We start from the raw sequence: 22,429 nt of genomic DNA, 5'->3' as shown, positions 1-22,429 counted from the left end.
CAGATTTTAGCACGTTTCCCGGTGGCCATGGCGGAGGGGCCACACCCGGTCCCATTCCGAACCCGGAAGTGAAGCCCTCCAACGCCGATGATACTGCCTGGGCAGCTGGGTGGGAAAGTAGGACGCTGCCGGGAGCTAATATGAGAATGACAAAAATAGGGCTGGAGAGATGATCTTCAGCCCTATTTTTTTGAATATATCATCAATGTTACTTTGGTTATGAGTTAACAAGAATAATATGATTCGTATATAATGAGAGCATGGTTAAAGAACGATCACTGATAAGAAATGCCGCGGTAGTTGGAGCTGGTACATTTCTTTCCCGTATCACTGGACTCATCAGGGAAATCCTGGTTTCCTCAATGTTTGGAGCTTCTTGGGTAACTGATGTGTTTTTTGTTGCCTACACCATACCAAACCTGCTTCGGCGCTTGTTTGCAGAGGGAGCTCTCAGTACTTCGGTTATTCCGGTATTTTCTCAATATTCAGAAAAAAGCCACGAAGAATCCCAAAAGTTTATTTATTCAATATTCACTGGTCTTACTATGGTCGTATCAGTTGTTTGTATGATAGGAATGACTTTTTCACCTTGGATTGTTGAAATGGTTGGAGTCGGCTTTCGTTCCGAACCGGATAAAATTCAAATGGCTATTAATATGACTCGCATTATGTTTCCCTTCTTGCTCATCATATCCTGGTCAGCTTTGGTCATGGGAATACTGAACACCCTTCACATTTTCAGTTGGTCAGCGATAGCACCGGTTTTTTTTAATGCTGGGACGATTCTTACTCTTTTGCTGCTCAGAGCCTATGCCGGCCCGTATTCTTTAGCAATCGGTGTGCTGGTTGGCGGTGTTGGTCAATTTGTTATTCAACTTTATCCCTTTTATAAAAAAGGGTATGTTCTCCGTTTTTTTAGAAAATTTTGGCACGATCCAGGGTTTCGTGAGGTGATTCGACTCATGCTGCCGGTTACCTTAGCTTTGGCAGTTGGTCAGTTGAACACTTTAGTCGATCGAATTATTGCTTCAACCTGCCAAGAAGGAGCCGTATCCGCTCTTTACTATGCTGACCGTTTATTAGAGCTCCCCTTGGGAATTTTTGGTATCGCTCTTTCAACGGCGATTCTTCCTTCTCTGTCACAGTTGGTTTTTAAAAACAATCCTCAGGAATGGAACAATACTTTTACCCAAGGAATCCGATTGGTTTTATTCATTATGATCCCTGTTACAAGTTATCTCGCTATATTTCGCAATGAAGCAATCCGCCTCATATATGAACGGGGGATGTTTGACTCTGTAGCCACTCAAATGACTGCCCAGAGTCTTTTGTTCTACGTTCCTGGACTGGTTTTCTTCTCGATGAATCATGTTATCACCAAAGCCTTTTATTCACTCAAAGATACTGTGACGCCAGTTCGAATCAGTGTTATTATGGTAGGCATCAATGTGATTTTAGATTTAATATTGGTTCGTTATTTAGGTTTTAGTGGTTTAGCTTTAGCAACTGCTCTGGTTGCAGTGTTTAATTGTATTTGGTTATTTTTTTCTCTTAAACGAAAACATGCCTTTTATGAAAAAGACCGTACCTTTTACTCTTGGTTGGTCAAAATAGTCATTCTAAATCTTTTTTTTATTGGACTCTGTTGGGGAATCCTTCCTGTTGTGCAAAACCTACAGAGCACGCTATCGTTGCTGGCTTTTTTTGGGATTTCATTAATTATTTTTAGCTTAATCTATGTCTTACTATCTCAACTTATGGGATTGAAAGAAGGGAAATCAATTTGGTCTTTTATGCTTCGAAAGCTGGTTGGAAAGGGTTAAAGATATGACAGAGAATCAATCAATTCGAAACTTTTGTATAATTGCTCACATCGATCACGGAAAATCAACCTTGGCTGATCGTATTTTGGATTTATGCCATACTATTCCTAAACAGAAAATGCGAGATCAAGTATTGGATCGGATGGATTTAGAGCGAGAAAGAGGAATTACTATCAAGGCAAAAGCAGTGAGATTAGAATATTTTTCTTCTCAGCGGAATTCTTCTTATGTTTTTAATATGATCGACACTCCCGGTCATGCCGATTTCAGTTATGAGGTGTCAAGAAGTTTAGCGGCTTGCGAAGGAGCAATATTGGTTATCGATGCTACCCAAGGCGTTGAGGCACAAACCTTAGCTCATACCAACATTGCTTTAGCCGAAGGCTTAGCCATATTGCCAGTCATCAATAAAATAGATCTTCCCTCAGCCAACCCCGATCGAGTTTGTGAAGAAATTGAGAATGTCCTTGGCCCTGACCACCTCCCTATAGCTTTAGTGAGTGCTAAATTGGGGAAGGGGGTTGAAGAACTCTTAGAAAAAGTAATTGATTTCATTCCACCACCTCAGGGTCAGGCGAAAAAATCTCTGAAGGCTTTAGTATTTGATTCGATATATGATTCCTACCGGGGGGTTCTGCCTTTTATACGAATTTTTGAAGGTCTCATTAATAAAGGTATTGAAATAATGATTTATTCGAATAAACAAAAATACCAAGTGATAGAAATAGGTATATTTAATCCTGACATGAAAGAGATTGAATCTCTTGGGCCAGGTGAGGTTGGATATATTTCTTGTAATATAAAAGCTATTCAGGATTGCCGAGTCGGAGACACGATAACTTTGGCGATCAATCCAACTTCTCAAGCCGTGCCGGGCTACAAAAAGGCAAAACCGATGGTTTTTTGTAGTTTTTATCCGATAAATGCCGAGGGATATGAAATCTTAAAAGAGGCATTGGAAAAGCTCCAGCTCAACGATGCTTCTTTGATGTTTGAACCCGATGTCTCTGAGGCTTTGGGATTCGGCTTTCGCTGTGGGTTTTTAGGTTTACTCCACATGGAAATCATACAAGAACGTATCGAGCGAGAATTTGACATTGAAGTGGTAGCGACTGCTCCTCACGTAGTTTATCACGTCTTGACAAAAAATGGAGAGATTATTGAGGTGAAATCTCCTCGGGATTTCCCTTCTGCCGGAGAAATTGAAGAGGCCGAGGAACCAATTGTCGAAATGAAAATTATAACTCCATCTACCGCCATTGGAGGGGTTATGGACCTCTGCCAATCCAAGCGAGGGGTTTTACAAGACATGACTTATCTGGATCCAAATACAGTGATTATACGTTACCATCTTCCCATGGCTGAAATTCTTTTCGATTTTTATAACCGTCTTAAATCGGTTAGTCGTGGATATGCAAGCATGGACTATGAATTTTTTGGTTATGCCTCTTCCAATCTGGTTAAAGTGGATATTTTAGTGAGTAAGGAAAAGGTTGATGGATTATCCTTTATCAGTCACGAAGAAAATGCTGCCCGTCGGTCACGAGAATTGGTGACCCGTTTGAGGAAATTAATTCCTCGGCAGATGTTTACTGTTTCAGTTCAAGCTGCTATTGGTGGAAAAATCATTGCTCGAGAAGATGTGGCAGCCTTACGAAAAGACGTATTAGCAAAATGTTACGGTGGAGATATTACCCGGAAAAGAAAACTTTTAGAAAAGCAAAAAGAAGGGAAAAAGAGAATGAAGGCGGTAGGCAAAATAAGCCTTCCCCAGGAAGCGTTTTTAGCCGTTTTACAAACTGAAGAACAATGAGAGAAATTGCTTTATATATTCATGTTCCCTTTTGTATTCAAAAGTGTCGTTATTGTGATTTTGTTTCCTATCCCTATCATCAGTCGGAAGCTATTTCTGATTATTTTAAAGTTCTCGTTCAAGAGATTCAAATACGAGTAGAGAAGGAGAATCTTCAAAATATTGTTTTAAAGAGCATTTATTTCGGTGGGGGGACCCCATCTTTAGTCCCATCCGAAATTTTAAATGATTTTATATCGTTTCTTGGTCAAAACTTTCGGTTTTCTGAATCGATTGAAGTATCCATGGAAGCGAATCCTGGAACCTTGAATTCAGAGAAAATTCGTGAGCTTGCTCATTTAGGAGTAAACCGTCTCAGTTTAGGAATTCAAAGTTTTCAAAACCGATTTTTGTTTTTTTTAGGGAGAACTTATCAGGAAAAAGAAGTTCATAACCTTCTAAAAGATATAATTGACACTGGTTTGTTTTTGAACTGGAGTTTCGATCTGATGTACGGTCTTCCCTTTCAAACTTTTTCTGATTGGAAAAAAGAAATAGAATATCTATTCAGGTATCAACCCCCTCATTTTTCTCTCTACAACCTTACCCTAAGTCATCGGGTGCCCTTGGGAGTTTTTTATAAAAATCACTTCGCTTTATTTCCTGGACAAGACTGGGAAGCATCAGTCTACCGATGGACACAGCAAGCATTACGGAAATGTGGATATAGAAGATATGAAATTTCAAATTTTGCCAAACCTGGATATGAATGTCTTCACAATCTTACCTATTGGCGAAATCAAGAATATTTGGGTTTGGGAGTATCGTCCTGTTCTTATTTAAAAGGAATCAGAATGAAAAATGCCTCGACGTTGAGTCACTATCAAAAAAGAATCAAAAATTGCCGATCTCCAGTGGTAAACAAAGACATTCTTACCCTTAAACAAAAATTAGCGGAAGAGATAATTCTCGCCTTGAGAATGAGCGAAGGGTTTGAAACGGAAAAACTATTTCAATCTTACCCAGAAAATATGGTTCAAGAGAAACTTGCTCTTCTTGAGAATTTTGCTCTAAGTCATTTTATTCAAGAGAAGACGGGAAGGTGGATTCTTACATCCAAGGGGACTTTAATTGCTAACCAATTATTCCTTGAGATCTTAGATTAACCGAATACAAAAAGACCGTTGACACATAAAAAACAGTGCAAAGTCCTTATGAATATGATATTTTTATATTATGATTCCCATTCGAGATGAGTTACCCACCAGGAAATTTCCATTCATCACGGTTATTTTAATCGTTATTAATATATTTATATTTTTATTTGAAATCTTACTTGGTCACAGATTGGAACCGTTTTTTCAATACGGTGGTTTGGTACCAGCTTCTCTGTGGGGTAGGGGTGAGCTCAGTACGTCTTTCGTTACACCCTGGTTTACCTTGTTTAGTTCAATGTTTTTGCATGGAAACATCCTTCACCTGGGCTCAAATATGCTCTATTTGTGGATTTTTGGAAATAATGTGGAGGATTTTTTAGGACGGTTTCATTATCTTATTTTTTACCTTATTAGTGGTATGTTTGCCGGGTTGGTTCATGCTCTTCTTTTTCCCTCGTCAACTATACCAACAATAGGTGCAAGTGGTGCTATTGCTGGAGTGATGGGAGGCTATCTCATACTCTTCCCTGGAGCAAGAGTTGTTGTCATGCTCATTTTTGGTTTTTTTGTTACATTCGTGCGAGTGAAAGCTATTTTAGTTTTAGGAATTTGGATACTTCTCCAGGTGGTTTCCGGTTTAACCTCGTTGGGTATGAGTTCAAAAGGAGGAGTTGCCTGGTTTGCTCACATTGGAGGTTTTTTATTAGGCATGTTATGGTGTAAAATAGTTTCGAACCGATATTATCGAACCCATTATTGGTAAAAAATGAATTCGAATGTTTGAGGAGGAAGATACTTGTTTATAGAAGAAATAATGATTCCAGAAGCTCCAACGGTCAATGACTTCGATACCGTTGGAGATACAATTCAGTTTTTAAATCGCAGAAAACTCTCTGGAGTTCCGGTAGTAGATCTGGAACAAAACTTAGTTGGTTACTTTTCTGGAACTGATTTTTTTAATTACATTCAAAGCGAAGTAAAAAAAGAAATAGGAGGCGCAATCTTATCTTTTTATGAATTCCGAAAGAAAATGAGAGAAGTTTTTGATAAAGAAGTTTCCGAATTTTTATCGGAAAAAAGCGAATTTCTTGAAGTAAGCCAAACTGAAGAAGACGCAATTCATTTTTTCCTTCAATCAGATTTAGAATCAGTTCCAGTGGTACGGATGGGTAAAGTTGTTGGAATGTTGAGTAAAACGAAATTACTCCAGGTTATGCTAGAAAACAAATAAGAGGAGGTTGTAAAAATTGGACAAAAAAACCATTCGAGACATCCCTCAAGATCAATTAAAAGGCAAGAAAGTTTTAGTACGGGTAGATTTTAATGTTCCTCTGAATGAAAAACGCGAAGTCACTGATGACACTCGTATTGTCATGAGCTTACCGACTATTCGTTTTTTGCTGGAACTCGGAGCTCGAGTTATACTCGTTTCGCACCTGGGAAGACCGAAAGGTGGACCTAAAGAAGAGCTCAAAATGAATCCGGTTGCTTTAAAACTGGAACAGCTTTTGGGACGTAAAGTGCAAAAAGCTGATGATTGTATTGGTGAATCGGTTACTCAAATGGCTAACGGGCTTAAAGATGGTGAGGTTCTTTTACTGGAAAACGTTCGATTCTCTCCCCAGGAAGAAGCAAACGATCCAGAATTTGCCCGTTCATTAGCAAGCTTAGCCGATATTTATGTTAATGACGCCTTTGGAACCGCCCACCGAGCACACGCTTCAACAGCTGGTGTTGCCGCCTTTTTACCCGCCTATGCAGGATTCCTCATGGAAAAAGAATTGGAGTCTCTTGGTGAGAAGTTGAATCATCCAGTTCGTCCTTTCTTGGCAATTTTAGGTGGAGCAAAAGTTTCGAGTAAAATCGGTGTGATACAAAAACTGATTGAGAAGGTCGATGTTCTCCTTATTGGTGGAGGCATGTCTTATACTTTTATTAAGGCTTTGGGGTATGAAGTTGGTACCTCGCTTCTTGAAGAGAGTATGCTGGAAGAAGCCAAAAAGATTATGGATATGGCGAAAGAAAAAAATGTCGATTTTATATTACCTGATGATTTTATTGTGGCATCAGAGGGAAAAGAGGGAGTTCCCGTTCAGGTGGTTGCATGGAATCAAATGCCGGCGAATATGGGTGGTTTTGATATTGGTCCCAAAACTATTGAGAAATTTGGGCAAGCAATTATGAAAGCCAAGACCATTTTTTGGAATGGACCGGTTGGTCTTTTTGAAGTTGAACCATTTTCCACCGGAACAGTAGAAATGGCGAAAAAAGTAGCCCAAAGTGGAGCAGTGACCGTGGTTGGGGGAGGAGATACAATCGCAGCCATAAACCAAGCTGGTGTGGCTGATGCCATTACTCATATATCAACCGGAGGTGGTGCCTCGTTAGAGTTTGTGGAAGGGAGAAAGTTGCCTGGTGTTGAGGTTCTTCAAAACAAGTAATTTCTCTTCACAAATACCGTGATGTTTTATGGGTTGGTACAATGAAGGACCTAATAAAAATAAATAATTTTGTATAACTGAAAACCCTCAAATTCTAAAAAGGGATTTGAGGGTTTTATTTTTCATCAAAACCAAGATCGAGGGATTCTAATTTTTTTATTATATTCTTCCAATGGGTTCCAGGCCAAAAAGTTTGGTTGCACCGAGGGCATACCTTTATATCGGAAAAACTGCGAAGAACATAGAGTGGCGCCCAGGGGATTTGAGCCTTTTGAGAGGGAATTTCTAATGGTATATTGCAATGTGGACAGCGGGTTAAAGACAGATGAGGATGAAGTTGGAAATGATGCAAAATTTCGTTAATTTGCTTTTCGACGGTTACCGATCTGACCAAATATCCAAGGTTTTTGGCCTTTTTATACAGCAGAGTGTCTTTGGTCAATAAAATCCGGTTTTGATATCGGGCTTGAGCCAGTAATTGTGCATCAGCGAGATAACGAACATATTGGGTGTCAAAACCGAGAATTCTCAACCAGCGGGCTAACTTTCCTAACATACAATCAGCAATAAATTTGTTGTTACTCATTTATTCCTACCAATTTTTGCGACTTCCTGTTTGTTGACAACCAACACAAACTTCTTTAGACCCCATTTAAAAAAACAGAAAAACTGTTTTTAAATATTATGTATAATAATATCAAGAAATGGGAATTATTGGTATGAATAATAGCTCATAAAAAAATCCAAAAAAAGTATTCAAACTCACTTGAAGTGTGTCATAATTGGTAAAATGGTTTAAAAGCCTTAATACGGATAAGAACAAGTTATTTTTTCACGGTTTTTTAGAGATTGGAAATCCGGAGGGTCATATTATGGCAGAAACCAAGGCGCCTTATTTTCTTGGCATTGATGTTGGAACACAAGGTTTGCGCAGTGGTATATTTGATTTAAGAGGAAATGTTGTTGCACTTTCTTTTTACTCCTATCCCGAATACCATCCCCGTCCAGGATGGGCCGAACAAGATCCTATCGATTGGTGGAAGGCAGTCCAGGATACCGTTCGACGTTGTATCTATGAGGGAGAAATCCAACCTGAAGATATTGCATCAATCAGTGTTAGTGCCAGCTCTTGCACCGTATTACCGGTAGATCGTTTTGGGAACCCCAAATACCGAGCTATTATGTGGATGGATGTGAGAGCGTTTGATCAAGCAGCGAGGATTAATGCCACTGAGAATCCGATTTTAAGATACGCAGGTGGCCACGAGTCACCGGAATGGATGATTCCGAAAGCTCTTTGGCTTAAAGAGAACTTACCAGACATATTTGCCAATTCTGATTTTATCGTTGAATGTCAAAACTGGGTGGTTTATAAACTTACCGATCGTTGGGTAACATCGCTGAACAATGCCATTTGTAAGTGGAATTATTGTCCTACTGAAGATGGATGGCCGGTATCTCTTTTAAGAGATTTAAATTTTGAAGAAGTTCTCCAAAAATGGCCCCGCGAAATCATTCCGGTAGGAAAACCGGTGGGTGAGTTAACCAAACGGGCTGCTCATGAACTTGGTCTCATACCAGGGATTCCTATTATACAAGGTGGAATTGATGCTTATGCTGCAATGGTTGGGTTAGATGTAGTCCATCCTCAACGATTAGCCATAGTGATCGGATCATCAACCTGTCATATGGCATTATCGGAAACGCCAATATTCAGTAAAGGAATTTGGGGTCCTTACCAGGGAGCGGTTCTTCCGGATATGTGGATTTTGGAAGGTGGGCAGAGCTCCACTGGTTCGATTATCAAATGGTTTAGTGATAATTTTGCTGCCCAGGAATGTAAAGAAGCTTGTGATATCGGAGAAAGCCTGTTTGATGTTTTGGATAAAATTGCTGCCCAGGTGGCTCCTGGTTCTGATGGATTGATCGTTCTTGATAATTTCCAGGGGAATCGAAGTCCCTATCAGGACCCGTTAGCACGTGGAGCTTTATGGGGTCTATCCCTGAGCCATACCAAAGCCCATGTGCTGAGAGCGATGTATGAAGGAACAGCTTATGGGACTTTCCATATTCTTGAAGTCTTAGCTCAAGATGGTTTTGATGTTCAGGAAATGTATGCCAGCGGTGGTGGAGCCCGGAGCAAACTGTGGTTGCAGATCCATGCTGATGTAACCAATGTTCCGATCTATTTAACGACAGTTGAGGAGGCCAGCACCTTGGGGACAGCAATATACGCAGCGGTTGGAGCTGGGTTTTATAATAACATTCCTGATGCGACGTTGAAAATGGTACAAATATCCGGACAAATTTACCCAATTAAAGAAAACTATGAAATCTATCGTTTTTACTATGATAAATATATCAAGAGTTATTTCTCAATGAAAGATTTAATGCACGAAATTTCTACTCGTGTTAACCGCAATCAAAATTCCGCTCGGTCCCATTAAGTAACCGGGCGGAATTTTTCTTTTTTCTTTCGCTCCTCACTCCTTTAATGTCGGAAATGGCGAATTCCGGTAAAGATCATACCAATACCTAAGCGATTACAGGCATCGATTGAATCCTGATCATGAATTGACCCTCCAGGTTGGATAATTGCTGTTATCCCATGCTCGGCGGCAGCCTCAACAACGTCTGGAAAGGGGAAAAAGGCATCAGAGGCCAAAACCGATCCAACTTCCTTTCCCTCGGCTTTTATGCAGGCAATTTTTAGAGAGTCAATCCGACTCATTTGACCAGCTCCAATTCCTACGGTTTGCAACCCTTTAGTAAGAATGATCGCGTTGGACTTGGTATGTTTGGCTACTATCCATCCAAACAAAAGGCTTTCTCTTTCCTGATCGGAGGGGGAGAGGTTGGTTACGGTTTTTAATTGATTGGGATCATAACTAATCCGGTCAGGATTCTGAACCAGATAACCGCCATCCAATTTTTTAATATCATATTCTGCTGGGTTACTTAAAGGAGCTTTTAAAATTCTCAAGTTTTTCTTTGCTTCGAAAATTTTCAGTGCTTCAGGTTGAAATTCAGGAGCAATAACTACTTCAATAAATAAATTCTTAAAAACCATTGCTGTCTCGGGGTCTACGGTTCGATTAAAAGCGATGATTCCGCCAAAAGCTGATGCTGGATCACACTCCAAGGCTTTGGTTGCTGATTGAGTTAATACTGGATCGACTGCCACTCCACAGGGATTATTATGTTTCACAATAACCGTTGCTGGTTGAGTAAATTCCCGAACCAAGGAATAGGCTGCCTGGGTATCATAAAGATTATTGAAAGAAAGCTCTTTCCCGCCAAATTGCTGATAAGCATTCATAAAGCCTTGACGATCTAGGGAAAGGTCTTCGTACAGTGCAGCTTTTTGATGAGGATTTTCTCCATAGCGAAGGGAATTTTTTTTCTTCATTTTTATGGAAATATAGGAAGGGAAATCATCGGTTTGATTATCCATCAGTTGAGATAGATAATTGGCGATATAAGAATCATATTCCGAGCTTTTTAGAAAAGCTTGAATAGCATACTGTCCAGACAAATGGGAAGGGAAGTGTTCATGGTTTTTTTCTAATTCTTCCATAAATGAAGGATATTGCTCGGGAGAGGATAGGATGACTACATGTTTGAAATTTTTTGCCGAAGCCCGAAGGAGAGTAATTCCACCAATATCGATCTCCTCAACTACTTTTTCCAAAGCAGTTTCTCCTGAAGCCATCATTTGTTCAAAAGGATACAGGTTACAAACGACGCAATCAATCGGGTTGATATTGTGGGTGTTGAGATCATTTATATCGCCCTCAAGATCGCGACGGGCTAAAATTCCACCTTCAATAATAGGATGAAGAGTTTTTACCCGACCCCCTAATATTTCAGGAAAACCGGTTACTTCTGAAACCTCTTTGACTGGATAGCCCAAATCACGAATGAATCTTGCAGTTCCACCGGTAGCAATCAAGGAAATATTATGTTTCGAAAAGAAAGCGACTAAATCAGCCAAGCCGGATTTGTCTGAAACACTAATTAAAGCGGTCTTAATCGGTATCATGCTGTTACCTCCATTTTTTGGTAAGTTTATCGAAAAAACCGTTTGTTTAGGTTTTTCAATTTATTATGAAGATAGTTTATTGGTTATTATAATGTTTTCATTCAAAAAGAGAAATTCTTCTTTCGAGGAGCTCAATTTTAAATTCCATTTATACGGTGAACACGAGAGATGAGTTGCGAGTAGTGAATAGCGAATGATGAATGAAAAGAACTCACCCTCATCCTTCCATCAAGGGAGAAGGAATTTTGAGTCGTCATTGCAAGACCTGGTTTTTTGAGGTCGTGGCAATCTCTTCAGTCATCTTTTATTATGTGTGATATTGTGGAATTGGTATAAATGAGATGCTTATCATGTCCGGTAAATGCTACCTTCCTCAGAATGAAAGAATGGCTCAATGAGATTCTCACGGCGCATAATATGCTCCTCAGAATGATAACCTTCCATGGCAACCCTTTTTCAAAATAAAAATTATGAATTTCGTTGAAAAACTGGACGTTCAGGGTTAACTTGAGTAATATTATATATATTTTACGACCGGTTTTGGAATGAGGTGTGTGAAAAAAATGATGAGTTCTCGTATATTGATTGTTGGAAGTTTGAATATCGATATGATTTTGAAAGTTGATCGAATGCCTGAGACCGGGGAGAACCTTTTTGCCCGTCAATTCACTATGCTGCCCGGTGGAAAAGGAAATAACCAAGCCATAGCTTGTGCACGGTTAGGGCTTATGGTGTACATGGTTGGTAAAATTGGAGATGATGATTTTGGAGCTCGTCTTCGCTTGAATTTGGAGCAAGAAAATGTTGATTTCAATTTTGTCACCAAGCAAGCTTTAACTCATTCAGGTTTGGCTTTTATATTTATCGATACCAAAGGAGAAAACCGAATTTTAGTTGCGCCCGGAGCAAATATGAAACTTTCAGTTGACGATTTAGAAAATGCTTCCCAGCTTTTTAAAACATGTGATTATCTCATACTTCAACTCGAGGTACCCCATAGTGTGGTAAAGAGCGCGATCCAAAAAGCTCACGAGAACGATGTTAAAGTCATTCTTAACCCGGCACCCGCTCAACCTTTTCCTATTGAAGTCCTGACTGAAAAAGACGTTATCACCCCTAATCAATATGAGGCTGAAGTATTGAGCGGGGTTAAGATACGAAGCATTGAGGATGGCGTGCAAGCATTGAAAACCTTGGATAAAAGATGTCCATCTCGTAAGGTTATTACTTTGGGAGAAAAAGGAGCATTAGCCAGTGATTCTGGAAATCGATGTATTCATTTGGTTCCCAGAAAAATTGATGTTCAGGATACCACTGCGGCGGGTGATGCTTTTAATGCTGGTCTGGCTTATGGATTATCCAAAGGATTGGATTGGGTAACAACTCTTCAATTGGCAAATAATGCCGGTGCTATTGCCTGTACTCGAATTGGCGCTCAGAGTGCTCTTCCTTATTTGCGGGATATTGATAGTTTCTATTCAATTCAAGGCGCGGGTGAAATTCGATACTTCGATGTTTAATCTAACCTTTGATGAAAATATTCAGATTTTTCTCCGATTGATACTGGCTTTTATGGCAGGTGGACTTATTGGTTATCAGCGTGAAAAAGCAGAAAAACCAGCAGGTCTGCGGACTCATATATTGGTTTGTATCGGTTCAGCTTTAATAACTTTAGTATCGATTTATGGCTTTGGGAAAATGGGTTCTGACCCTTCCCGCATTGTGGCACAAATTGTCAGTGGAATTGGTTTTCTTGGGGCGGGGACAATTTTCCGTTTTGGACCTTCAGTAAAAGGATTGACAACGGCTGCCAGCTTGTGGGCGGTATGTGGAGTTGGCATTACTATTGGAGTTGGTCTTTATTTTGCTGCTCTCTTATCAGTTTTATTGATTATGGCAGTATTGGCTTTATTGGAACTCTTTGAACAGCGATTAAGAACTAAAGGAGCCCATTTAATCCGAGTCTTGATATTCGATACCCCAGGAACAATTGGAAAAATTGGGGAAAAATTAGGAGAAATGGAAGTAAGCATAAAAAACATAAAAATGCTTCGGGAGGGATTAAATTTGATGAGATGTTACCTCTGGTTAGACCTCCCTGCCCACCTCTCTTTAACCATGGTTTTGAGTGCACTTCAGGAATTAGATGCGGTCCAAGAGGTTGAAGTTGATTAAGCGCTTTATATTGAAATAAAGATAATTTAAAGAACGAGAAGGAAAACTTGAGAAAAAATGGAAAAAATTACTTTACCTAAAGGAACAAAGGATATCGGAGATCCGGAAATATTTATTTGGTATCACGTCGAGAATATTGTCAGAAAAGAGGCAGCTCATTTTCATTATATCGAATTAAGAACACCTCTTTTTGAACAGACTGAGCTTTTTGCTCGAGGGGTAGGAGAGGAAACCGATATTGTCCAAAAGGAGATGTACACCTTTCTTGATAAGGGAGGCCGCAGTGTAACCCTCCGACCGGAAGGAACGGCACCGGTCATGAGGTCCTATCTCGAACAGAGCTTCCATATCCACAATCCTCGGATGAAATATTTTTATATGGGACCCATGTTCCGTTATGAACGACCCCAAGCTGGTCGAATGCGGCAGTTTCACCAATTTGGATTTGAGGCAATCGGATTTCAAAGTCCGGCAGCCGATGCCGAGATTATTCTTTTGGCTGATCGAATATATAAAAAAATTGGATTAAAAAATATCCGTTTAGAAATCAATAGTTTGGGATGTAAAAAATGTAAACCGCAATATCTGGAAGCTTTAAAAAATTTTTTGCGAAACCAAGCAGCCCAATTCTGCAGAAATTGTTCCAACCGTATTGAGACCAATCCTCTCAGAGTGCTGGATTGTAAAAATGCATCTTGTCAGAATATCCTTCATAGTGAAAGTTTCCCGATTATCCAAAATTTTCTCTGTGATGACTGTCTCACTCATCAAAACCACGTAATCGGAATTCTCGAAAGCGCTCAAATCCACCCGGTTATTAATCCTTATCTGGTAAGAGGTCTTGATTATTATATAAAAACTACCTTTGAAATGAAGACCGAAGAATTAGGAGCCCAAAATGCCATTGGAGGAGGAGGCCGATACGATAATTTATCTGATGCTTTAGGAGTAAAAGGCATCCCGGGGGTCGGATTTGCTGCCGGGATGGAACGAATTATTCTCCTTTTGCAAAAACAGAGCGAATCAAAAGCATTTTTCCAGAAACCATTTATTTATTTATCTCCTCTTGATCAACAGGGAGAAGATGTTTTATTACGGCTTTCTATCGTTCTTGACGAAAATTCAATTCCCTTTCATTTAGATTTTTCAGATAAATCCCTGAAATACCATTTTAAAAATGCTCAGCGAATGGACGCTTCTTTTATTATCATTGCTGGAGAAAACGAATATCAGACCAAGACGTATACTTTAAAAAACATGTTATCTGGGGAACAAAAAGTAGTTTCTCAAACAACTCTAATTGGTGATTTGCTGGAGGCATACCAAAATGTTAAGAACACATAATTGTGGGGCATTACGCAAGGAAGATATTGGCAAAGAGGTACTTCTGGCTGGATGGGTTAACCGTCGTCGGGACCACGGTGGGGTTATCTTTATTGACCTTCGGGACCGGTGGGGTTTAACTCAGCTGGTGATTGATTCCAACCAGCAAGAGATCTACCAACATGCCAATTCAGTGAAAAGTGAATTTGTTCTCCAAGTAAAAGGAATAGTTCGAGCTCGGCCTGAAGGTTTGGCAAATCTAAAGTTACCCACCGGAGAAATCGAAGTGGCTGTTTCTGAAGTTATTATTCTTTCCGAATCGAAACCTCTTCCTTTTGAAATTGAAGAGAAAAACGAGACCGACGAAAGTTTGAGACTGCGCTATCGATATTTAGATCTTCGCAGAACCAGAATGCAAAAAAATTTAATGCTTCGCCATCAGGTTTGTCAGTCGGTCCGCCGCTATCTTTCTGAACGGCAGTTTATTGAAGTCGAAACCCCATTCTTAACCAAGAGCACTCCTGAGGGAGCTCGTGACTTTTTGGTGCCCAGTCGTTTGAATGAAGGGAACTTTTATGCGCTTCCCCAATCACCTCAACTTTTTAAACAAATATTGATGATAGCTGGTTACGATAGGTATTTTCAAATTGCTAAGTGTTTTCGTGATGAAGACCTTCGCGCTGATCGTCAGCCAGAGTTTTCCCAAGTGGACATAGAGATGTCCTTTGTTGAACGGGAAGATATTTTTGAATTAATTGAAACCATGATGAAAAATTTATTTTATGAAGTATTAGGAATACAATTAGAAGCCCCCTTTCCCCGAATGAGTTATGATGAAGCGATGAATTGTTATGGTTGCGATAAACCAGACCTTAGGATTACCTGCACCATTGATGATCTTTCGTCCTTGTTAGAAGGGAATATTGAAGTAGGTTCAAAAACCGATTCCTGGAATGGGTTGTTTCTTCAAGATTGGAAAGGTTTCTCACGAAAAAAAGCTGACCTTCTCTCTCAAATGGCTAAAAATGCCGGAGTTTCTCTCTCCTATATAAAGTTCGCCAATGAAGCAGGGACTTCGCCTTTAAAAAATAAAATTGCTGAGCAAACCTGGAGAAAAATTATTGAGAAATATCCATTTCAAGAAGATTCGCTTTTGCTCATTGCCTGGGGCGATCGACCAAAGGTTCTTGCTTTTTTGGGAAATCTGCGAGTAAATCTGGGCGAAGAACTCAACCTCATCCAGAATCAGTTTAAGTTTTGTTGGATCCATGATTTTCCGCTTTTCGAATGGAATCTTGAAGAAAACCGATGGGATTCGATGCACCATCCTTTTACAGCTCCTCTTTTGGACCAATTGGATCAATTAAATATCGATCCCAGCAAAGTCAAAGCCCAGGCCTATGATATTGTTCTCAATGGTTTTGAAATAGGCGGGGGAAGCATCAGAATTCACCGGTCCGATTTGCAAGAGAAAATATTCCAGTTGCTCAATTTAAGTGAAGGAGAAATTCAGCAGAAATTCGGTTACTTTATTGAAGCCCTTCAATATGGTTGTCCTCCTCATGGAGGTATAGCTTTGGGACTGGATCGTATAATGATGCTCATGAGCGGTGAAAGCTCTATTCGTGAAACCATGGCTTTTCCCAAAACCCAGAAGGGGACCTGCTTGATGTCGGGTGCTCCATCTCCGGTTTCCGATGACCAACTTATGGTATTAGGAATACAGTTGAAAAAAAAGAAGGAACCCAGATCAACGAAGGATGGTTCCTAATGTGGAATTGAATTTGAAATGCTATACAGGTTATGTTATTATTTAGCAAAAAGGTGATTTGGGTTTGTAGCCCTGCTATGCAGGTGATGCCATAGTTGGCTTTGACCCAACATCCTTTCCCTGGGAGTCAATCTTCCGGCAAACTGTGGTTTGCAGGAGAGGGCACCCACTTTTTTTGAGGGCAAGGATCAAAGCAGATGGCACACCACAATGTGGGGCTATAATTTGTGATAGAAGGAAACCCGGAGGAAGGAGTGTTCCACTGTGGAAGAAAACAAAAACCTTGAGATGCTTCACGAGGACATCGAAAACATCCATCCAATCAGACCCGGTGAGCTGATTAAAGGAAAGGTTATTAAAAAGGGAGAAGAGGGTTATTTTGTCAATATTAATTATAAGGCGGAAGGAATTCTTCCTTTTAAAGAAAAGCTCACTGACGGTGAAGGAGAAGTCGTTAATGACACCGAAGAAGGAGAAGAAATCTGGGTAGTTGTTAATCGGTTTGATGATCAGGGTTATGTATGGTTGTCTCGTGAAAAAGCCCGGTATCGAGGGGCTTGGATTGACATTGAAGAAAGCATGAATAGCGGAAAACCCCTTATGGCAAAAGTATTGAAAAAGGTAAAAGGGGGGTTAACCGTTGATGTTGGTGTGAATGCCTTCCTTCCTGCATCCTGTGTTGATAAGGTTCCTCAAAATTTAGATGAATATCTTGATAAAACCTTACCAGTAAAAGTCATTGAAGCCGATCGAAGAACACGGAATGTAGTAGTATCCCATAAGGTTATCATCGAAGAAGAGGAATTAAAAAAGAAACAAGAAACCATAGCTACTCTAGAAATTGGTCAAACTCGAAAAGGGATTGTTAAAAATATCACCAGTTTTGGGGCTTTTGTTGATTTAGGTGGTATTGATGGATTGCTGCATATTTCAGAGATATCTTGGGGAAGAATCGGTAAATTAGAAGATATTTTCAATAAAGGCGATGAAATCGATATTCGAGTAATAGGCTGGGACCCTGATAAAGAAGAAATATCATTAAGTATGAAACGCCTTAAACCCGATCCATGGGAAAACATAGAAGAAAAAATAAAAGTTGGAGATGTTGTTCAAGGCAAAGTCATTTCCATTAAGGATTTTGGAGTATTTGTCGAAACTGAAGAGGGAGTTGAGGGTCTGGTTCATATTTCTGATATATCCTGGGGATATGTTAAACATCCACAGGAAGCGGTTAAAATCGGGGATATGGTTGATGCTCGAATCCTCGATATCGATAAAGAAAAGAAACGTTTATCGCTTGGTTTAAAACAAATCCACCCGGATCCATGGCTTTCAGTTGATGAAACTTACCCAGTTGACAGTGTTGCTCGAGTGCGAGTAGAGCGGATCAACCCCAAGGGTGCCATTGTTGAAATTGAAGATGGTGTTGAGGGAAAGATACCCATCGAAGAACTATCCTGGAAACGAGTAAATCGAGTCAGCGAAATTTTACGCAGGAATCAACTAATTGATGCCCGCATTGTCGAAGTCGATCCTGAAAACCGCCAAATTACTTTAAGCCTAAAGCAGATGAAAGAAAATCCATGGGAACAAGCTCATAACCTTTGGAAGGTTGGAGATACGGTTGATGGGAATGTTCAGAGATTAATGAATTTTGGAGCCTTTATTGAGCTGATACCTGATGTTGAAGCTCTTCTCCCTCTTTCGGAATTAGATTGGGAATCGGTTAAACATCCCGGTCAGCTGCTTAAAAAAGGTCAGACTCTTCCAGTTAAAATTATTGAATTTCAGCCAGAAGAGCAAAGGATTGTGGTAAGCCGAAAAGCAATCCTTCCCGATCCATGGTTCGAAATAAAAAATAAATACCCAGTAGGAAGCGTTCATCCTGGCAAAGTTGTCAGAATTGTTGATTTTGGAGCTTTTATCGAATTAGAAAAGGGATGGGATGGTTTAGTTCACATTTCGGAAATATCTGATAGAAGAATTTCCTCTCCCTCGGAAGTGATTGAAGAGAATCAAGAAGTCAATGTGAAGATTATTAAGCTGGATGACCAAGAAAGAAAAATTGGTCTGAGTATCAAGCAAACACTCCCTCGAGATGAAGAAAAAGAAAGAATGAAAGAAAGTGAAAAAGATAAGCCCAAAAAGGAACAACCACCGAGTCAAACCAACGGCAGAACCACCTTGGGCGATGTTTTTGGAGATACTTTTAATGATCTTCTCAATAATATGAAAAATAATTCATGATAGAAGCTGTTGATGTTGATTTTGAGAAACGGATCCAAAGTGTTATTCATGAAATACAAGATGTAGCAAAAAGCTATGAAAGAGTTGTAGTGGCATTTTCTGGAGGGGTCGACAGTACGCTTGCGCTTTTCCTTTCGTTAAAAGCTCTGGGGAGAGAAAAAGTACAAGCGTGTACTGTTGATTGGGGAGAGTATTTTCCCTATCATGCCCGAGAAAATATCGATTTTCTTATTACCTCTCTTCATGTCTCACACCGGTATCTTCCCGGAAAAAATATAATTGAAGAGGTTGTAAGCCGTGGACCTGCCTGTAATCTCTGCACGCGAAAAGCCAAATTAGAAAATCTTCAAAAAAAATTTGGAGAAAAAACGCTGATAATTGGTGGGGCAAATCAGAGTGATAGTTGGGGAGTCCGCGGTGTTAAAATTGTTCGAAACACCTATTCACCTCTTTTTGACTTCTCCAAGCAGGAAATATTTCAGACTTGCCAGATCATGAATGTTCCCATCCGACGAATAGGCGAAAATAGCCTTCGAGAGGGTTGTGTTTTAAAACATCTCTATAAACCTCTAGCAGCAAATGTTCATGGACAGGCAGTTGTAAAAGCCAACCAGGTTTTATTAAAAACAATCCAACAAGAAGAGTTTAAAAGCGATATTGCTAATGTTAAAATCGTTGGACCCTTACAAAAGAATCAAGCCCTGATTAATCTCCAACCGACTCCCAATCCAAAACTAAAATCAATGATTTCCCAAAGATTAAATGACATCGAAGAAATCGATACCATAACCTGGGTCGAGTGGCCTCTTACCTTGGTATTACGTGCTAATCTTGGCCTGTATCACAACTTCGATTCCCGGTATTGGATTGAAAATGGTAAAATTCAACCAGACTTTGTTCAACCAGTTTCATTTCAATGGATGCCATCAACCAATCGAAAGCTTCGGACCTTTCAGGTTGTCGATTATTGGATTAAAATATGAACAAGCGAAAAGCATGATGGTGATTAAAAAGGAGAGAAGTGACGTTCAATGACCAGTTCTGAGCTGAGGCAAAAATTTCTGGATTTTTTTGAAGAAAAAGAACACAAGATACTTCCCAGTGCTTCGCTGATACCAAATGATCCAACCCTGCTTTTAACTATTGCTGGTATGGTGCCTTTTAAACCAATTTTTTTAAACAAAATCCAGCCAAATTTTAAGCGGGTCGTCAGTGTTCAGAAATGTGTTCGCGTGAATGACTTAGGAAATGTTGGCCATACAGCCCGTCATCATACCTTTTTTGAAATGTTAGGAAATTTTTCTTTTGGTGATTACTTTAAAAAGGAAGCCTGTCTGTGGGGATGGGAGTTTCTTACTCAGTGGATCGGTTTTTGTCCGGCAAGAATGTGGGTTTCAGTTCATCGAAAAGACCAAGAAGCATATGAAGTGTGGAAAAATTATGTTGGAGTCCCACCGGAAAGGATTGTTTTTTTAGGAGACGAGGATAACTTCTGGGCTTCAGGACCAATTGGACCTTGTGGGTATTGTTCAGAAATCTATTATGATCGTGGAGATGCAATGGGTTGTGGACAATCTACCTGTGCCCCCGGATGTAATTGTGATAGATACCTTGAAGTATGGAATCTGGTTTTTATGGAATTTGATCGAAAAGCCGATGGGACTCTCGAGGAGCTTCCTAAAAAAAATATCGATACCGGTATGGGTCTGGAGCGGTTAGCTTCGGTGGTTCAGGAAGCAGAGACTGACTACGAAACTGATCTTTTTCTCCCCATCATTCAGGATTTAGAAAAAATGTCAGGCAATGATTATTCGATACTGGCATTAAAGCCACCTTTCCGGATTATAGCCGATCATATTCGTGCTATCGTGTTTCTTATTGCCGATGGAATTTATCCTTCAAACGAGGGAAGAGGGTATATTTTAAGACGACTGATCCGTCGTGCCTATCGATATGGTGGGAAAATAGGAATTCACCAACCTTTTCTTCATGAATTATTATTTATAGTCATCGATGGTATGGGGAACGCTTACCCTGAATTAGACCTGCGAAAAGATATTATTTCAAAAATTGTTTATCAAGAAGAAGCCCGCTTTGAGGGGACCCTGAAAAGTGGAGAAGTTTTTTTAAATCAATTAATTGAACAAGCCAAAAAAAGCCAAAGACAGCAGCTTTCTGGAAAGGATATTTTCATGCTTTATGATACGTATGGATTTCCTTCAGATGTAGCTGAAGATATTCTTCAAGAAGAGGGTTTACAATTTAATAAAGCCGAATTTGAAGACCAAATGGAGCAACAAAAAAATAGAGCTCGTAAAGCGCGCGGTGAAAAAGATCAGCTTATGAGGAGCCAAAAGGAAATCGAGGAGCTATTTACCGGTGTTAACAGCCGCTTTGTAGGATACAATCAATCTATGGTCAATACCGAGATTGTAGCTTTATCCGATGGAGAGGACCGTATCAGTCAAGCGGAAACTGACCAAAAAGTAATCATCGCTTTAAAAGAATCACCCTTTTACCCGGAAAAAGGAGGGCAGGAGTATGATACCGGCTGGATAGACTCCGAACAAGGAAGGGTTCAGGTCGAGAAAGTCTACTCTGAGTTTTTAATCGAGGGGACAGTAGTCAGTGGACAAATCAAAGAGAATGATCGAGTTTGGGCAAAAATTGATACCCAGCGTCGCCGACTCATTGAAATTCATCATACGACCACTCACTTGCTTCATCGAGCGTTACGGGAAATCTTGGGTTCGCAAGTAAAACAAGCTGGGTCTTGGGTGGGAGAAAGCGGACTTCGCTTTGATTTTACCCATTTTTCTGCTTTGTCTGAAGATGAAATCGACGCCGTGGAAGACATTGTAAATCAAAAGATTTTTGAAGACTTACCGGTAGTGATAAGTTATTCAAGCCTTGATGAAGCTCAGAGAGCCGGTGTGGTCGCATTGTTTGAAGAGAAATATCAATCACTGGTTCGGATCATCCGAGTAGGCGATTACACTGCCGAGCTTTGCGGAGGAACCCACCTACGACGAACCAGTGAGGCGGGTCTTTTTAAAATTATTACCGAATCCAGCATTGGGTCGGGTTTAAGAAGAGTAGAAGCTGTGGCCGGACCAGTTGCTTTTAGCTACCTTCAAGAATATTACCGCCTGGGGCGAAATATTAAAAATATTTTAGGGTCGGATCATCATCAGATATTACCGACAATTAATAATTTAATTGAGAATAATAAGCGTTATAAAGAGGAACTCCAGCGAACCTTTCAATCTCATGCCCGCCAGGCAATATTTGATGCTCTCAAAGTTGCTGGCAGCAACGACACACCGATATACCTGACGCATCTTTTTGTTGAAAATCCTCCGGAGGTAGATTACTTAAAAGAAATTATTGATGAATTACGTACTCGGTTAAAACAGGGAATGGTGGTTCTGGGAATAAAAAAAGATGAAGCAATTTCTGGTGTTTTAGCTGGGATAAATCTCCCCCAATCAATCGATCTGAATCGTTTGGTTCGTGAAATAACCAAGAAAATTGGTGGCGGTGGTGGAGGGAGGCCTTCTTTGGTCCAATTTGGTGGCATTCCCTTTGGCTCTTGGGAAGAATTTATTAAAGCAATCAAGAAAATGACCGATCAAATCTCTTGATATTGAGGAAGAGG

16 protein-coding genes, 1 rRNA gene and 1 other RNA gene are annotated in these 22,429 nt (G+C 40.0%); 16 read left to right on the top strand and 2 right to left on the bottom strand.

All coding sequences use genetic code 11. From position 1 onward, the window contains the following. Positions 1 to 17 precede the first annotated feature (17 nt). The 7 genes from rrf (at position 18) to RT761_RS12885 (ending at position 7,213) form a co-directional block, all read left to right on the top strand. A 5S ribosomal RNA gene (gene rrf / locus RT761_RS12915) occupies positions 18 to 134 on the top strand. 126 nt (positions 135 to 260) lie between these two features. After that, positions 261 to 1,823, top strand: coding sequence for a murein biosynthesis integral membrane protein MurJ (murJ, locus tag RT761_RS12910; protein WP_218111834.1), 1,563 nt, complete (start codon positions 261 to 263; stop codon positions 1,821 to 1,823). A 4-nt stretch (positions 1,824 to 1,827) separates the two neighbouring features. Beyond that, a complete protein-coding gene (gene lepA, locus RT761_RS12905; RefSeq protein ID WP_218111833.1) occupies positions 1,828 to 3,636 on the top strand; it encodes a translation elongation factor 4 in 1,809 nt (602 codons plus the stop codon). Then, entirely contained in the window at positions 3,633 to 4,781 is a 1,149-nt protein-coding gene (gene hemW, locus RT761_RS12900; protein WP_218111832.1) for a radical SAM family heme chaperone HemW, read from the top strand. Before lepA ends, hemW begins: the two co-directional genes overlap by 4 nt. Before the next feature lie 70 nt (positions 4,782 to 4,851). After that, the gene (locus RT761_RS12895; RefSeq protein ID WP_218111831.1) at positions 4,852 to 5,535 is read left to right on the top strand and encodes a rhomboid family intramembrane serine protease; all 684 of its coding nucleotides are present in this window, start codon (positions 4,852 to 4,854) and stop codon (positions 5,533 to 5,535) included. Between the two features lie 33 nt (positions 5,536 to 5,568). Further along, entirely contained in the window at positions 5,569 to 6,003 is a 435-nt protein-coding gene (locus RT761_RS12890; protein ID WP_218111830.1) for a CBS domain-containing protein, read from the top strand. A gap of 16 nt (positions 6,004 to 6,019) precedes the next feature. After that, the gene (locus RT761_RS12885) at positions 6,020 to 7,213 is read left to right on the top strand and encodes a phosphoglycerate kinase (RefSeq protein WP_218111829.1); all 1,194 of its coding nucleotides are present in this window, start codon (positions 6,020 to 6,022) and stop codon (positions 7,211 to 7,213) included. 115 nt (positions 7,214 to 7,328) lie between these two features. On the opposite strand, the gene RT761_RS12880 is transcribed toward RT761_RS12885, so the two are convergent. Further along, on the bottom strand, positions 7,329 to 7,799 hold the full coding sequence (locus tag RT761_RS12880) for a Mut7-C RNAse domain-containing protein (protein ID WP_218111828.1): 471 nt from the start codon (positions 7,797 to 7,799) through the stop codon (positions 7,329 to 7,331). A gap of 286 nt (positions 7,800 to 8,085) precedes the next feature. Here RT761_RS12880 and RT761_RS12875 point away from each other — a divergent pair, with 286 nt between their 5' ends. Further along, positions 8,086 to 9,660 carry an FGGY-family carbohydrate kinase gene (locus RT761_RS12875; protein ID WP_218111827.1) on the top strand — a complete coding sequence of 525 codons (1,575 nt, stop codon included), beginning with the start codon at positions 8,086 to 8,088 and terminating at the stop codon, positions 9,658 to 9,660. A gap of 44 nt (positions 9,661 to 9,704) precedes the next feature. Here the strand turns inward: RT761_RS12875 and purH are convergent, their stop codons facing one another. Continuing rightward, positions 9,705 to 11,255 (bottom strand): bifunctional phosphoribosylaminoimidazolecarboxamide formyltransferase/IMP cyclohydrolase, encoded by a 1,551-nt coding sequence (gene purH, locus RT761_RS12870; RefSeq protein WP_218111826.1) that lies wholly within the window; start codon positions 11,253 to 11,255, stop codon positions 9,705 to 9,707. A 563-nt stretch (positions 11,256 to 11,818) separates the two neighbouring features. On the opposite strand from purH, the gene rbsK reads away from it, so the two are divergent. The 8 genes from rbsK (at position 11,819) to alaS (ending at position 22,415) form a co-directional block, all read left to right on the top strand. Beyond that, the gene (gene rbsK, locus RT761_RS12865; RefSeq protein WP_218111825.1) at positions 11,819 to 12,775 is read left to right on the top strand and encodes a ribokinase; all 957 of its coding nucleotides are present in this window, start codon (positions 11,819 to 11,821) and stop codon (positions 12,773 to 12,775) included. Next, entirely contained in the window at positions 12,768 to 13,430 is a 663-nt protein-coding gene (locus tag RT761_RS12860) for an MgtC/SapB family protein (protein ID WP_218111824.1), read from the top strand. The genes rbsK and RT761_RS12860 overlap by 8 nt, the downstream gene beginning before the upstream one ends. A gap of 57 nt (positions 13,431 to 13,487) precedes the next feature. Beyond that, positions 13,488 to 14,774 carry a histidine--tRNA ligase gene (gene hisS, locus RT761_RS12855; protein ID WP_218111823.1) on the top strand — a complete coding sequence of 429 codons (1,287 nt, stop codon included), beginning with the start codon at positions 13,488 to 13,490 and terminating at the stop codon, positions 14,772 to 14,774. Next, entirely contained in the window at positions 14,758 to 16,524 is a 1,767-nt protein-coding gene (aspS, locus tag RT761_RS12850; RefSeq protein ID WP_218111822.1) for an aspartate--tRNA ligase, read from the top strand. Before hisS ends, aspS begins: the two co-directional genes overlap by 17 nt. Positions 16,525 to 16,590: 66 nt before the next feature. Continuing rightward, a non-coding RNA gene (gene ssrS, locus RT761_RS14390) (6S RNA) lies at positions 16,591 to 16,747 on the top strand. A 41-nt stretch (positions 16,748 to 16,788) separates the two neighbouring features. Then, entirely contained in the window at positions 16,789 to 18,771 is a 1,983-nt protein-coding gene (locus tag RT761_RS12845) for a S1 RNA-binding domain-containing protein (RefSeq protein WP_218111821.1), read from the top strand. Further along, entirely contained in the window at positions 18,768 to 19,754 is a 987-nt protein-coding gene (locus RT761_RS12840) for an adenine nucleotide alpha-hydrolase family protein (protein WP_218111820.1), read from the top strand. Before RT761_RS12845 ends, RT761_RS12840 begins: the two co-directional genes overlap by 4 nt. Positions 19,755 to 19,802: 48 nt before the next feature. Beyond that, positions 19,803 to 22,415, top strand: coding sequence for an alanine--tRNA ligase (alaS, locus tag RT761_RS12835; protein WP_218111819.1), 2,613 nt, complete (start codon positions 19,803 to 19,805; stop codon positions 22,413 to 22,415). Positions 22,416 to 22,429 lie beyond the last annotated feature (14 nt).

Source organism: Atribacter laminatus (assembly GCF_015775515.1).
GTDB lineage: Bacteria > Atribacterota > Atribacteria > Atribacterales > Atribacteraceae > Atribacter > Atribacter laminatus.
This window is presented reverse-complemented; position numbering and strand designations above follow the sequence as displayed.